This window comes from Blautia sp. HA9023 (assembly GCF_056504095.1).
On the sequence record NZ_JBWLUR010000006.1, the window covers coordinates 704,087 to 716,423 of the forward strand.

Here is a 12,337-nt window from a genome sequence, read left to right on the forward strand (position 1 = left end):
AAAAAAGGGGGTTTATATTAAACAAATGCAATATGACATTTGGAATCTTCATATCCGTTTGGGTTGTTCCGGATATTGCTGCTATGACATCATCCCGTCACCTGGGGCTTACAGCCTTAAGATGGGGGCTTCCTCTATTAGATCAGTCAATTGCAATAAATTTCTTCTCTTCTACTTCTTTCTTGGTCTCTTCTTTCGGGAATGTTACGTGAAGGATTCCGTTCTCATATTTCGCATGGATATCTTCATGTTTAATATTTGGTCCTACATAAAAGCTTCTGTTGCAGGTTCCTGTATAACGCTCTCTGCGAACATATTTGCCTTTCTCATCCTTCTCATCTTTCTTCTCTTCTCTGGTTGCCTGGATGTTCAGATAACCATCCTTCAGCTGGATCTTCACATCTTCTTTCTTAAATCCCGGAAGATCGATATCCAGTTCATAATTTCCGTCAACATCACGGATATCTGTCTTCATCATATCTTTCACCTGAGGATAAGCATTGGCAGCTGCCTGACGGCCTGCAGGATATCCCATAAAATCATCAAATAAATCTTCTCCGAAAATACTTGGCATTAACATAACTCATTCCTCCTGATCTATATTCGCTGCATATTATGCAGGCGTTTTTAATTTACTGTTTCTGAAAACTCTGTAAGAACTTTCTCCGGAAGATTTCTTTTTCTCTCTTCCTTTGTTCTGTATGTACTATAACACGCATTATTAGCACTGTCAAGAGATGAGTGCTAATTATTTTGTGAAGAATTTGTGAAGCCTTGATTTTATGCAATGTCATTAACTTAAAGCAGACGATATTTATTCTAAAAAAATTAGATGTCTTCTGCTTTTTTTTATATGCTTATATTGTAAAAAAAAACCATGAACCTGCCGCAGAAAAGGATGTGATGCTGATGAAACATTCTCAAAAACGTACATTCATGGACATAGAAAAAATGAGTTCTAATGAATTTAAGGCATTTTGTCGGCAGACGGCTCAGACATTAATATTCCTACCACTGCTGAAACGCTGGAACTGTATGGTTCTGCAAGCCGAAAAAATACAAAACCCCAGGCTCAAATAGGATTAGGCTGTATCTATGATGTAATGAATCGCATGATACTAGAAAGTGATTGTAACAAAGTAAAATTTGATGAGATGCGCCTGGCATAAAAGCAATTAGAGCGAATACCGGAAACAATAGGAAATATTCCATTTATCATTATCATGGACCGAGGATATCCTTCTACACCTGCGTTTATACATATGATGGATAAAGGTATTAAATTTATCGTACGTTTAAAAAGCAGTGATTATAAAAAAGAATAAAGCAGTCTGTCGGAAAATGATCAATTGGGTCAATCGGATATTCGCAATCCGCTTTCGCTACTTGCTCATAACCGAATAACTGTTCCGCAGTTTATCAGGAGGGGCTTGTACCCCTCCTGATACAAGTAAGTTGAATAATCCGGGGTGAAATCCATCACCTGTCCGGCGTATGGAAATCAATGTTCCGTTTTTTAGGGAATCACGATTCCGGCAAAAATGGAATCACATTTTTCCTAAACCCTTATAATGATGTTATGCACTTTTAGTGTAAATTCATTATGAGGAGGTCACGATTATGACCAAATATCGAGAAATCATCCGGCTTACCGGATTGGGATTCTCACAACGTAACATCATGGCAAGCTGTGGTGTTTCACAAAAAACTGTCGTCAAAGTTCAAAAACGTGCCAGAGAACTAAATATCTCTTGGCCTCTTGATGAATCAATGACCGACACAGAGCTTCAAAAGCTCATGTTCTCGAAAGAGAGCAAGGTATCTGCCAGTAAGAAGATGCCCGACTACGCTTACATCCGTAAGGAACTGCTCCGTAATGGAGTCACCAAAAAGCTCTTATGGACTGAGTACATAGAGGATTGCCGTGCCAACGGTGAAGAACCACTCATGTATTCACAATTCTGCTATCACATCCAACAGGATGAGCAGAAACATCGTGCTACCATGCATATCAACCGTAAACCCGGCGAACAGGTTGAGGTTGACTGGGCTGGTGATCCGGCAACAATTATTGATCCTGACACTGGTGAAATCTTAAAATCTTACATCTTTGTAGGTGTAATGACTTACAGTCAGTATGCATATGTGGAAGCATTTCTGGATATGAAGCAGAGATCATGGATCAATGCTCATGTCCATATGTATGAGTACTTTGGCGGTGTTGCCAGAATCCTCGTACCGGATAACTGCAAAACCGCAGTTATTCACAATGGGGGATGGAAAGACCAGCAGATCAATGAAACTTATCAGGAACTAGCTGAACATTATTGCACCGCTATTATTCCGGCTCGTGTCAGAGCTCCCAAGGATAAGCCGAATGCTGAAGGAACGGTAGGAAATATCTCTACCTGGATAACAGCAGCACTTCGGGATGAACAGTTCTTTTCCCTTGCAGAATTAAACCGTGCAATAAAAGATAAGCTAGAACTGTTCAACCAAAGGCTCTTTCAGAAGAAAGAGGGTAGTCGGCGAAGCTTATTTCTTGAGGAAGAAAAACCATTGCTGGCACCATTACCTGCTACCCGTTTTGAACTGAGCGACTGGAAAACAGCCACCGTCCAGTTCAATTATCACATATCTGTGGACGGAATGCTATACTCAGTTCCCTATGAATACATCAAAAAGAAAGTTGATGTCAAGATAACAGATACCACTATTGAAATTTTTTACAATCATAACCGCATTGCTTCCCACCGCCGTCTGAAGGGGCGTCCTGGGAAGTACAGCACTGTCACGGAACATATGCCGGAAGACCACCAGAAATATCTGGAATGGAACGGCGACAGGTTCCGCAAATGGGCTGAACGGATTGGCATAAATACGTACACTGTGGTCAATGCGATACTGACCTCCAAACGTGTGGAACAACAGACCTACCGAAGTTGTATGGGGCTTCTGAAGCTTGCAGAGAAATACTCGAATGCATTGTTTGAAGCAGCCTGTAAAAAGGCACTATCTTATACAGCTTCACCCAGTTATAAGAGTATTAAAAACATCCTTGTAACAGGTTCTGTAAAACCGGAATCAGAAACTACTGAATCCAAGACTACACATAAAGCACACGGCATCACAAGAGGTGCCGATTACTATCGGAGGTAAACATATATGACGAATCAGAGTACAATAGATAAATTAATTGAAATGCGCCTTACTACTATGGCAGATGCGTTCCGCAACCAGCTGGATGATACGAAATTTAAAGACGTACCATTCGAGGACCGTTTTGGTATGCTGGTGGACATCGAATACAGTAATCGTAAGAATAATCGTCAGAAACGATTGATCCGTAATGCTGGATTCGACCAACCGGAAGCAAGTATCATGGATATCAATTACACTTCCGGACGCAAGCTTAACAAGGGTCTTATTAACCGACTTGCAACTTGCGAATATATATCTGAACACCGGAATCTTTTTATCACCGGCGCTACAGGCTGTGGTAAAACTTACATGGCCTGCGCCTTTGGTATGGAGGCTTGTAAGCAGTATTTCAATACCAAGTATGTCCGTCTTCCTGATCTGCTTATTGATCTGGAGACAGCACGGACAGATGGTAACTACAAAAAAGTCATGGCGAAGTATGCAAATCCAGTTGTCCTGATTCTGGATGAGTGGCTTCTCTTGAAACCGACGAATGCAGAACAAAGGGATATCTTCGAACTGCTTCATAGGAGACGTAAGAAATCTTCAACGATTTTCTGCTCCCAGTATGCATTTGAGGAATGGTATGAGCAGCTCGGCGGTGGTGACAGTCCTCTGGCAGATGCGATCATTGATCGTATTGCCCACGACAGCTATCGAATAAATATCACGAGCATTGATGCTGAACATGATAGATCAATGCGTGAGGTATATGGCTTGGATAAAGCACTACGCGAGTAAACTCGCATAATTACACAGGTGATTTCCACTTCCGGACATCTGATTCCCAAATTTCCGGAAGTGCGATTTCATCGCACGAGAATATTCATAAGTCCCACCCACTGCTTATTGCTCCTCGCAATTGAAGCAGGGGACTTACTTGATTCGGTTAAAATAAAACTTGATAAGTCAAGAATCAGACATTATGAAGGGACGATAGATGGAGAACGTATGAAAGAACTGGGAGAAAAGATATGAATTCATTCGTTAAAGCGACAGCTCCATACTCCGATTACATTTGTATAAAAATATACGATAAGACCAGATGTAAGTGCATATACTACATTACATGCAACATCTCCCATACCATAAGCTATTTTTTCTGATATGCTTGTCTTCATATGCATTCCCCACTTATTTTCCATTCCGCTTATTTAAATCCTCAATAATCTGCGGATACATTTTATCAAGTTTGTAAAATCTTAACAATATAATATTCAGTACTCCAACAACAAACGGAACCGCAATAAACAGCAGTTTAATTGCAAATACTGCGGATCCTGCCTGTGTATCTGCAAATGACAGTGTTCCATCATATTTGCTGAAATTGAGTACCCATCCAATGACCGCCGTAACAATACCTGCTGCGATTGTTCCTACAAATCCCTGCATACTAAATGTCAGACCTTCAACACGAATTTTCGTTTTCCATTCCCCATATTCAACTGCATCACTTACCATCGCAGAAGACACTGCAAGCAAGAAGCAATATCCTATTCCCCTCATAGCAGCTGTAATAATCAGTACCGTTGTATTTTCTGTAAATGGTAACAATATCACATAGCTGACACAGATAATAATCCAGCCAAACATCGTAGTCTTTCCTTTTCCATACTTCTTCACAACCAGATGTACAAAGAAAAAGGTTACAATTGCAGGAACTATATAAGCCGTATTCAATACACTAATCATACTGCTATTATGAAGAACCGCTTTACTATAATATGTATTTACCGTACTAATAGCTTGGAAGAATATATTAATACAAATAGATATCACCATCAGCATATGCCAGTATTTATTTTTCAGCACTGCTTTTACTCCGTCAATAACACGAATCTTTTCTGTCTTCTCTTCTTCATTTTCATGAATTCTCTCTTTACACCCTGCAAAACATAAAAAGAACAGAATTGCTGCAATAACTCCAAATATTCCATATACGATACTCCACGCTTTCTTTTCCCCCACATACTCTGTCATAAAGTTTACCAATGGGAGTGTTCCTGCTGTAACAAGGAGACTTGCAATCTGTCTGTATAATAGAACATCAGAAATGTTCCCATAGATGCCCAGATAATATTGCTTGCCGCATCACCGCAGCCATAAGCCATCTTTTCTTTTAGGGCAAGTTTCTTTCCTATTGTATCCATCACTTCATTCCTCCTATCCGACATTCATCACATTCTTTTCATCTGATACAACACACAACCATGACTATCTACTTCTTCTGCTGCTTCAGTTGCTTTTTTGCCGGACCAGATTTCTTTTGCATCCTCTTTGATATATATTTCTGCTAATTTATCAGGAATTTCTTTCTTTTTATCCGATACATTAAATATTGCAATATATGTATTCTCTTCGTTTTCTCCTGACCAGACAATCCATTCATCGTCTCTGTACTCTTGTCTCTGTCCATCCAGTGTACGATGCATCTCGTTTACCTCTGTATTTGTTAACAATGAGAGCGTCCACTCATCCAAATCAGCTAGTTCTCCGCCATACATCAGTGGTGACTGAAAGATAGACCACAATGTGATCATTGTCTTTTGTTCTGGCTTTGTAAAGCAGGTCATACGGTCTGCCTTTCCACGTTCACCTGAGCGGATTCCAATATGCCCCAATGGAAGCATGTCACAATCAGGCCAGTTTCCTTTACGAATAAATGGTGACCAATAATTACAGCGGTCAAACATATCATACAGCAATTCCCACTCATCCCAGAAATCATCTGTCAATCTCCACATATTTGCAGTTTTTTGAAGAAAACTTCCATCCTGCAGTCTTGCCGGTCCCGGCGAAAGGGAAAGTACAATGTCCCGTCCCGTTTTGTCGATAGCCTTTCGAATCCCTTCAATTTCCTTTCTATGTGAATCTCTGTAAATCGTTGAATATGCGATATCATCAACTTTAATGAAATCAACTCCCCAAGAAGCATACAATTCCATAAGCGAATCATAATATAACTGTCCTTCTGGAATTGACATATCCACTCCATACATATCTGAATTCCATGGACAGATACTGTTTATTGCAATCTGATCTGCTGTCTTATCCGTTCCTTTGATATGCATTCTTCCATGAACAGCCTGTCTTGGTATTCCCCTTAAAATGTGAATACCGAATTTCAACCCTAATTGGTGTACATATTCAGCAAGTGGTGCAAACCCAACTCCATCTGCTGAACTTGGAAAACGATTTTCAGCCGGAAGCACACGACTATATTCATCTATCTTCAAATCCGCAAACTTGCGATATGCTGCTGACTCAGCTCCTGGCTCGTACCACTGAATATCTACAACCACATAGTTCCATCCATATTTCTTAAGCTTTTCTGCCATAATATCTGCATTTCTTTTTACTTCTTCTTCTGTAACAGACGCTCCATATACATCCCAGCTGTTCCATCCTTTTGGTGGTGTTTTTGCAAATTCTAACATATCTCTTTCCTTACCTTTCCATTTTATTTTAGGGTGCACAAAATACAGGTCACCTTTTACAAACTGACTTCTTTCTTCTAATAACTATAGCTTTTTACTTTTCTGTGAATTTGAATCGATTCGTTTCCTGTCTGAATTTTTAGATTATTTTTGTCTTTTCTTTCTCTTGTCTACATTGATATCATATACTATAATCTTATTACCATGTTAGTCACTTTTGTTGGATAACTTATAAATTTTGTCGGAAATTGTAGTTTAATAAAAGCAAGAATTTTGTATCTATCGAATATAAATATACAAACTACCGAAAGGAGATCCTATGGAATTAGAAAAATTGAATCTGTACAGAGACACCAGCTGGAATGATATAAAACTTCGTTTCTGCGGTCATTCAGAATGTCTGCCGCTTCATTCCTACGGACCTGGAACAAGACCCTATTATCTCATGCATTTTGTTCTTTCCGGGAAGGGACGTCTTGTTGTTAATAAAACAGAATATCTTATTGAAGAAAAACAGATTTTTTTGATTGAACCGGATCAGATGGTCTTCTATCAGGCCGATAAGGAGAATCCATGGACTTATTCGTGGGTTGGCTTCAATGGCAAACTCGCTCCATACTTCATGCATCGTCTTGGATTCGGTTATCCGTCCCTCACAAAAGGACTTTCTACAGAAGTCTTTGAGGAAATCAAGGATCTCCTTGAGATTCTGATTTCCATAAAAAATGATAGTACAAAAAATGATCTGTATACCAATGGCATTCTTCTCCTTCTTCTTTCAAAAGTTGGTACTTTTATCGAGAACTCCAAAGAGCTTCCCGAAAGAAAAAGTCGTCAGAATTCAGAAAGTCATGTACAGCAAGCAATTTCTATTGTAGAAGATTTCTACGGACGAGGCCTGACAGTTCAGTATATTGCAGACAAACTGAATCTGAATCGATCCTATCTCTCAGAAATCTTTTCAAAGCAGATGGGTGTTCCATTGAAAAAATATATACTGGATTTTCGCATCACCCAGAGTGAAGAATTTCTTTTTACTTCTGACTGGTCCGTGGACTATATCAGTCAGATCTGTGGATTCAGTTCGCCTTCTTATTTTTCAAAAATATTTAAAGAATACCACGGAATTTCTCCTACAGAATATAGAAAAAACCGTCACAAACGCGAACGCCAAATTGTTCTGGTAAAATAAGGGGCTGTCGCATTAAGTATTAGTGCGTAGCTCCTTTTCTTGTGCAAAAAAATAACTGCCAGACCTCGAAAGAATCCAGACAGAAAAAGACGCAAGCCATATTCTTATGACTCACGCCTTTCTGCATAACTTACTTTTCTATTCTTCTGTTTCTAATTCCAATCTCTGTAAAATATCTCTTACAATACCTGCATCTTCAATCAAATTAATTCCAAAACATTTTTTACCTGCGTCCTTCAAAGACGCACCAACATGATATGCTTTCGTTTTATCAAGAAGTCAATCGGATATTCGCAATCCGCTTTCGCTACTTGCTCATAACCGAATAACTGCTCCGCAGTTTATCAGCAGGGGCTTGTACCCCTCCTGATATAAGTAAGTCCCACCCACTGCTTATTGCTCCTCGCAATTGAAGCAGGGGACTTACTTGATTCGGTTAAAAAACGATCATGAAATGCTCTTGTGTACTTCACATCCAGTTTAGGATACTGTGCATTAAAGTTATCTATATCTGTTTGAGATAATTTTGTCCGTTGCAGTGTATAAACTGTCACCGCCACATTTTCTTTCTTCTTTGACAAAATATTTAATGTTCCTACATCCACATATCCATCTACCAGAACAATTTCCGTTTCTGCCTTCTGAATCAGTTCTATTAGTAAACTGAACGCATCATATATCTGACCATCAAAAAATATCTTTTGATTAGACTCCTCATGATCTGATATGTACTCAAAAATTTGCTCCAGCTTTTCATCTGTCTTTTTCTGATATTCAAGTTGTTTTAACTCAACGTTACTAATCCTTTCAAACAAAAGTGCATTGTTGGCTATAAACCGTCTCATTTCTACGAATGCCCGCATAATACCTATGCTTACATTGATTGCCACCTCACTATGTAATACACTGGCTAGCATTGATATTCTCTGCTCTGTAAATACATACGGTAGCGTACGTCTGCCACCTCGTCCATCCTTTTTTCCTGACTCTTGTATTTTTGAGGTGCCAGATTGGCACTTCAAAGATTCTGCTTCTTCTGTTGTAATCTGAAAACAAAAATCTTCTGGAAATCGTTTTATGTTTCAGGATCACTTCTTCCCGTTCTCTGGCTGCCTTGTCTACTTCCAGAAGGTGCTTTCCAATTGTATCCTGTAAAAGCATCACCTGATAGGTTGAATTTCGATGGTTCTTCAGATAATCTCTGCGTAAGAATCCATATTTGCCAAGTTGCTCCATCTGCTCACCGGATTTATAAGTGAGATTCGGAATTTTGACCACAAATTTACGACATTTACGACAAATCTGGCACTGCTTTACAATACCAGACAAAATGACCTATGCCCTGGAAAGCCTGTAAAGCAGGCACTTCTAGGATACACAAGACAGGACAAAAATCGACTTCCATTGTCAAGAGGTGAGCGCTAATTTCACATTTTCCGTACATGGTGGCAGTTACTTTTTCATTCAACCTCTTCACATTTTCCCTTCACATTCTTCTCCACAGGTCTGACTGTTTTTTAACGCTATTATATAACTTCAGATTTTTCTTCCGAATCAGTACGGTGAATCTGTCGAATAATACATCTGATCGATACCGGGACGGTAATAAGGCAGGCTACCGCACCAGATAGCATGACTGCAACATCCTGGAATAGGAACTGGGAATTAAGAATGATCTCCAGGGTATATTGCTGTGTCTGAATGTATGAAAACAATAAAATAGTTCCTCCAAGATAAGCAAACAGCAGCGTATTTACCGTTGTACCGATAATTTCTTTCCCAACCTGATAGCCGGAAGCTGTAAGTTCTTTCGCTGTCAGACCGTTTTTATGAGTCCAGACTTCATATACAGAAGATGTTACAGATAATGCTGTATCGATAACAGCCCCAAGAGTACTGAAAACAGTTACAAATATTCCTACATGAAGCATGTTAATATGAAGGTCCGTACTGTAATAATACATAAAATCGTCTTCCGAAATCTGCAGCTCATTTAACCCGTAACTTCCTGATCTCCATGTAATAATATAAATAGGAATAAACAAAAGTAACATTACCAGCAGTGTAGCCAGAAAAGCCGCCCGCGTCTTTGGATTATTTCCGTTCTGATAAAACAGAGAAATATAACAGACACCTGCACCTGCCACCAATATCAGGAGCAGTACAGGAAAACCGGCAGACATCAGCATAATTGAAAAAAACAAAATTACAATATTCCCCGCCAATGTCATAATTGACATGGCTCCACGCTCTCCGCCAATCAAGATCACCAGAAAAATTAAAATCAATGCAAGAAAAATGATCATTCTCTGACACCCCTTTTCCGTGATGGTATTTTCATAATCACTGAAGCAATAAAAACAGATACCGGTATTGCCAGTACAATTCCAATACTTTCTATCAGAAAACGACAGATATCATATGGAATGTGGTATCTCACGATCGTTACAAAGCTTATATCATTATTCATCTTAAGTATGAACATGGGAATCATGCCGCTTGCCAGAACAAACAGCAGTACATTTATCATGGTTCCCATAATATCATATCCGATCTCACGACCGGAATGTATCAGTCTTCTCAGAGAAACCGATGGATTTTTCCGCACGATCTCTCCTACTGCTGCGCTGATCGTCACCGTCACATCCATAATTGCACCAAGTCCTGTCAGCATAATATCTGCCCAGAATATATCTGCTGAATTGCCTGTACTTCCAAGATATTCCAGATTGGAATAATCCAGATCTCCGTACATATAAATAGAAAATTCAAACAATGCCATGATCAGAAACAGAACACACAGTGTCGAAAGAACTGAGGAAAATGTTTTTCTGTGAATTCCATTTAAGCAGATCAATGTAGTCAGTGAAAAAAGAACTGCGATGACATTACAGATATTTAAAATATTTTTCCCCTCTGTAAAAGCCTGAAATCCATACGCAAATATGACCGTATTCAGTATCAGTGATATTATCGTGTAAAATCCCTGCTTTCCTGTAATGCAGATCAGAAGAAAAAATAATCCTCCTGCCAATAAGGCCAGATACCCATCCCTTTTTACAGAGCGTATCGTTTTTCCGGGGCTTTCCTTTGAACCGCTTAAAAGAACGGTGTCTCCTTTATGATATTTCTTGGTCTGAACCTGAGAAGATGTATATTCATTAGAGGCCGTTATTTTTTCCCCTTTATGCGAACCGTTTAATATCCGTGCCGTAATATTCTGAGTATAGTAATATTCTTTTGAGCCCCTGGTTCCTTCTCTGCTCAGAGTCTGTTTTTCTGTTACGGAACATATTTTTGCCAGCGGTGTATGATAAAATCGGGAATTACAGCAGGTAAACAGAACAAAAATAATATATATACCGGCTAAAAGATATTTTTTGTGAAATACGCAGGATTTCATTAACTTCATTCCCCCTGTAGAAATATTGCAATCGTAAATGCACTGACCTATTGCTTTTTATCGAAGTAACATTGTACGCTTTTTGAAAGTATCGGTCAATATAAGGTATACAAAAAAACAGCAGCAGAACCGTTTTCACAATTCTGCTGCTGCCCCATAATTATTTTAGCAAATACCTGACTCCAAAAAAGCCATTATTTACAAAGCTCAGAAAATGCATCTGCAACAAACTGAACCTTGGTTCCGATGATAACCTGTACAGAAGTTTTTCCAGGTTTGATCACGCCTGCAACACCTGCAGATTTGATCACCTTATCATTTACAGCTGTAATATCCTTAACCTCAAGTCTCAGTCTTGTGATGCAGTTATCAATGCTTGTGATGTTCTCTTTTCCGCCACAGCCTTCAAGGATTTTTGCGGCAATAGCAGTATAATCATCATTTGCAAGTAATATGTTTTTCGCAGCCTCTTAACGCAAATAAAACTATCCTGTCAGGTACAAAGCTTCTCAACTTTGCAATTTGTTCAGGATAGTTTTATTTATTGAAAAAAATATTTAATTTTCGTCAGATATATTTTTATCTGATAATCCTGATCTGGCACGCCTCCATGGCTTTCAGTGCATTCTCATGACTCTCCGGTGTTACGCCAGCGCAGCATGTGGCATCAACACAGATCGGCACTTCCGGAAGGGATGCCTTGATCAGAAGAGCATTGGAGATTACACAGATGTCTGTGCAAAGTCCCACAAGAGTAATGCTTCCGATTCCCTGGTCTTCATTAAGTGTAACCAGTTCGCCCACCAGATCTGTTGAACCGAAAGTCTCTTTGTCGATCGGCTCTGTTTTTCTCAGTGCATCCAACTCTTTTCGGATCTGCCAGCCTTCGGTATCACGGATACAATGCTTAACCGGAAGGTTTTTCCCCTCCTGTGTTTCCAGATAATATGTCTCATGAGTATCCCTTGTGAAAAATACCTCTCCGTCAAAATTGCGGATCTTCTCTTCTACCTTCGGTACGATCGCAACCGCTTCCTTTGTGCCGAGGGCACCGTCGATAAAATCATTCTGCATATCTACTACGATAAGAATTTTTTTCATTTC

General features: G+C 39.4%; 11 protein-coding genes and 3 pseudogenes. 3 read left to right on the top strand and 11 right to left on the bottom strand.

Going from position 1 to position 12,337, the window contains the following annotated elements:
- Nucleotides 1–142: 142 nt before the first annotated feature.
- Nucleotides 143–580 (bottom strand): Hsp20/alpha crystallin family protein, encoded by a 438-nt coding sequence (locus tag AC04Q6_RS07240; RefSeq protein WP_118070804.1) that lies wholly within the window; start codon nucleotides 578–580, stop codon nucleotides 143–145.
- A 1,040-nt stretch (nucleotides 581–1,620) separates the two neighbouring features.
- On the opposite strand from AC04Q6_RS07240, the gene istA reads away from it, so the two are divergent.
- Together istA and istB are read left to right on the top strand one after the other, a co-directional pair.
- Nucleotides 1,621–3,159 carry an IS21 family transposase gene (gene istA / locus AC04Q6_RS07245; RefSeq protein ID WP_476389601.1) on the top strand — a complete coding sequence of 513 codons (1,539 nt, stop codon included), beginning with the start codon at nucleotides 1,621–1,623 and terminating at the stop codon, nucleotides 3,157–3,159.
- Nucleotides 3,160–3,165: 6 nt separating this feature from the next.
- Nucleotides 3,166–3,942, top strand: coding sequence for an IS21-like element helper ATPase IstB (gene istB / locus AC04Q6_RS07250; protein ID WP_118071980.1), 777 nt, complete (start codon nucleotides 3,166–3,168; stop codon nucleotides 3,940–3,942).
- Between the two features lie 393 nt (nucleotides 3,943–4,335).
- Here the strand turns inward: istB and AC04Q6_RS07255 are convergent, their stop codons facing one another.
- Genes AC04Q6_RS07255 through AC04Q6_RS07265 form a run of 3 tightly spaced genes read right to left on the bottom strand, consistent with a single transcriptional unit; the run spans nucleotide 4,336 to nucleotide 6,638 of the window.
- Nucleotides 4,336–5,193: an MFS transporter gene (locus AC04Q6_RS07255; RefSeq protein ID WP_174088097.1), complete on the bottom strand. Its 858-nt coding sequence runs from the start codon at nucleotides 5,191–5,193 to the stop codon at nucleotides 4,336–4,338.
- Nucleotides 5,187–5,351, bottom strand: coding sequence for a hypothetical protein (locus AC04Q6_RS07260; RefSeq protein WP_174088098.1), 165 nt, complete (start codon nucleotides 5,349–5,351; stop codon nucleotides 5,187–5,189). Before AC04Q6_RS07260 ends, AC04Q6_RS07255 begins: the two co-directional genes overlap by 7 nt.
- A gap of 27 nt (nucleotides 5,352–5,378) precedes the next feature.
- A complete protein-coding gene (locus tag AC04Q6_RS07265; RefSeq protein WP_117569647.1) occupies nucleotides 5,379–6,638 on the bottom strand; it encodes a glycoside hydrolase family 27 protein in 1,260 nt (419 codons plus the stop codon).
- Nucleotides 6,639–6,957: 319 nt separating this feature from the next.
- Here AC04Q6_RS07265 and AC04Q6_RS07270 point away from each other — a divergent pair, with 319 nt between their 5' ends.
- The gene (locus tag AC04Q6_RS07270) at nucleotides 6,958–7,830 is read left to right on the top strand and encodes an AraC family transcriptional regulator (protein WP_118071490.1); all 873 of its coding nucleotides are present in this window, start codon (nucleotides 6,958–6,960) and stop codon (nucleotides 7,828–7,830) included.
- Nucleotides 7,831–7,968: 138 nt separating this feature from the next.
- Here the strand turns inward: AC04Q6_RS07270 and AC04Q6_RS07275 are convergent.
- From AC04Q6_RS07275 to AC04Q6_RS07305, 7 genes and pseudogenes are all read right to left on the bottom strand, one after another.
- Nucleotides 7,969–8,109, bottom strand: a pseudogene (locus tag AC04Q6_RS07275) (ORF6N domain-containing protein); the annotation flags it as partial.
- A 65-nt stretch (nucleotides 8,110–8,174) separates the two neighbouring features.
- On the bottom strand, nucleotides 8,175–8,909 hold the full coding sequence (locus AC04Q6_RS07280; protein ID WP_432366502.1) for an ORF6N domain-containing protein: 735 nt from the start codon (nucleotides 8,907–8,909) through the stop codon (nucleotides 8,175–8,177).
- 1 nt (nucleotide 8,910) lies between these two features.
- Nucleotides 8,911–9,159, bottom strand: a pseudogene (locus tag AC04Q6_RS07285) (TnpV protein); the annotation flags it as partial.
- 197 nt (nucleotides 9,160–9,356) lie between these two features.
- Nucleotides 9,357–10,136: a YibE/F family protein gene (locus AC04Q6_RS07290; protein WP_118071491.1), complete on the bottom strand. Its 780-nt coding sequence runs from the start codon at nucleotides 10,134–10,136 to the stop codon at nucleotides 9,357–9,359.
- Nucleotides 10,133–11,233 (bottom strand): YibE/F family protein, encoded by a 1,101-nt coding sequence (locus AC04Q6_RS07295; RefSeq protein WP_118071492.1) that lies wholly within the window; start codon nucleotides 11,231–11,233, stop codon nucleotides 10,133–10,135. Before AC04Q6_RS07295 ends, AC04Q6_RS07290 begins: the two co-directional genes overlap by 4 nt.
- Before the next feature lie 194 nt (nucleotides 11,234–11,427).
- Nucleotides 11,428–11,685: pseudogene (locus AC04Q6_RS07300) on the bottom strand (PTS sugar transporter subunit IIB); the annotation flags it as partial.
- Nucleotides 11,686–11,812: 127 nt separating this feature from the next.
- Nucleotides 11,813–12,334 (bottom strand): cysteine hydrolase family protein, encoded by a 522-nt coding sequence (locus tag AC04Q6_RS07305; protein ID WP_118168463.1) that lies wholly within the window; start codon nucleotides 12,332–12,334, stop codon nucleotides 11,813–11,815.
- Nucleotides 12,335–12,337 lie beyond the last annotated feature (3 nt).

Bases quoted from the DNA above. Each gene is read 5' to 3' on its own strand.
- AC04Q6_RS07290 (WP_118071491.1), bottom strand. From the start codon at position 10,136: ATGATCATTTTTCTTGCATTGATTTTAATTTTTCTGGTGATCTTGATT.
- AC04Q6_RS07295 (WP_118071492.1), bottom strand. From the start codon at position 11,233: ATGAAATCCTGCGTATTTCACAAAAAATATCTTTTAGCCGGTATATAT.
- AC04Q6_RS07260 (WP_174088098.1), bottom strand. From the start codon at position 5,351: ATGGATACAATAGGAAAGAAACTTGCCCTAAAAGAAAAGATGGCTTAT.
- AC04Q6_RS07305 (WP_118168463.1), bottom strand. From the start codon at position 12,334: ATGAAAAAAATTCTTATCGTAGTAGATATGCAGAATGATTTTATCGAC.
- AC04Q6_RS07270 (WP_118071490.1), top strand. From the start codon at position 6,958: ATGGAATTAGAAAAATTGAATCTGTACAGAGACACCAGCTGGAATGAT.
- AC04Q6_RS07240 (WP_118070804.1), bottom strand. From the start codon at position 580: ATGTTAATGCCAAGTATTTTCGGAGAAGATTTATTTGATGATTTTATG.
- istA (WP_476389601.1), top strand. From the start codon at position 1,621: ATGACCAAATATCGAGAAATCATCCGGCTTACCGGATTGGGATTCTCA.
- AC04Q6_RS07265 (WP_117569647.1), bottom strand. From the start codon at position 6,638: ATGTTAGAATTTGCAAAAACACCACCAAAAGGATGGAACAGCTGGGAT.
- istB (WP_118071980.1), top strand. From the start codon at position 3,166: ATGACGAATCAGAGTACAATAGATAAATTAATTGAAATGCGCCTTACT.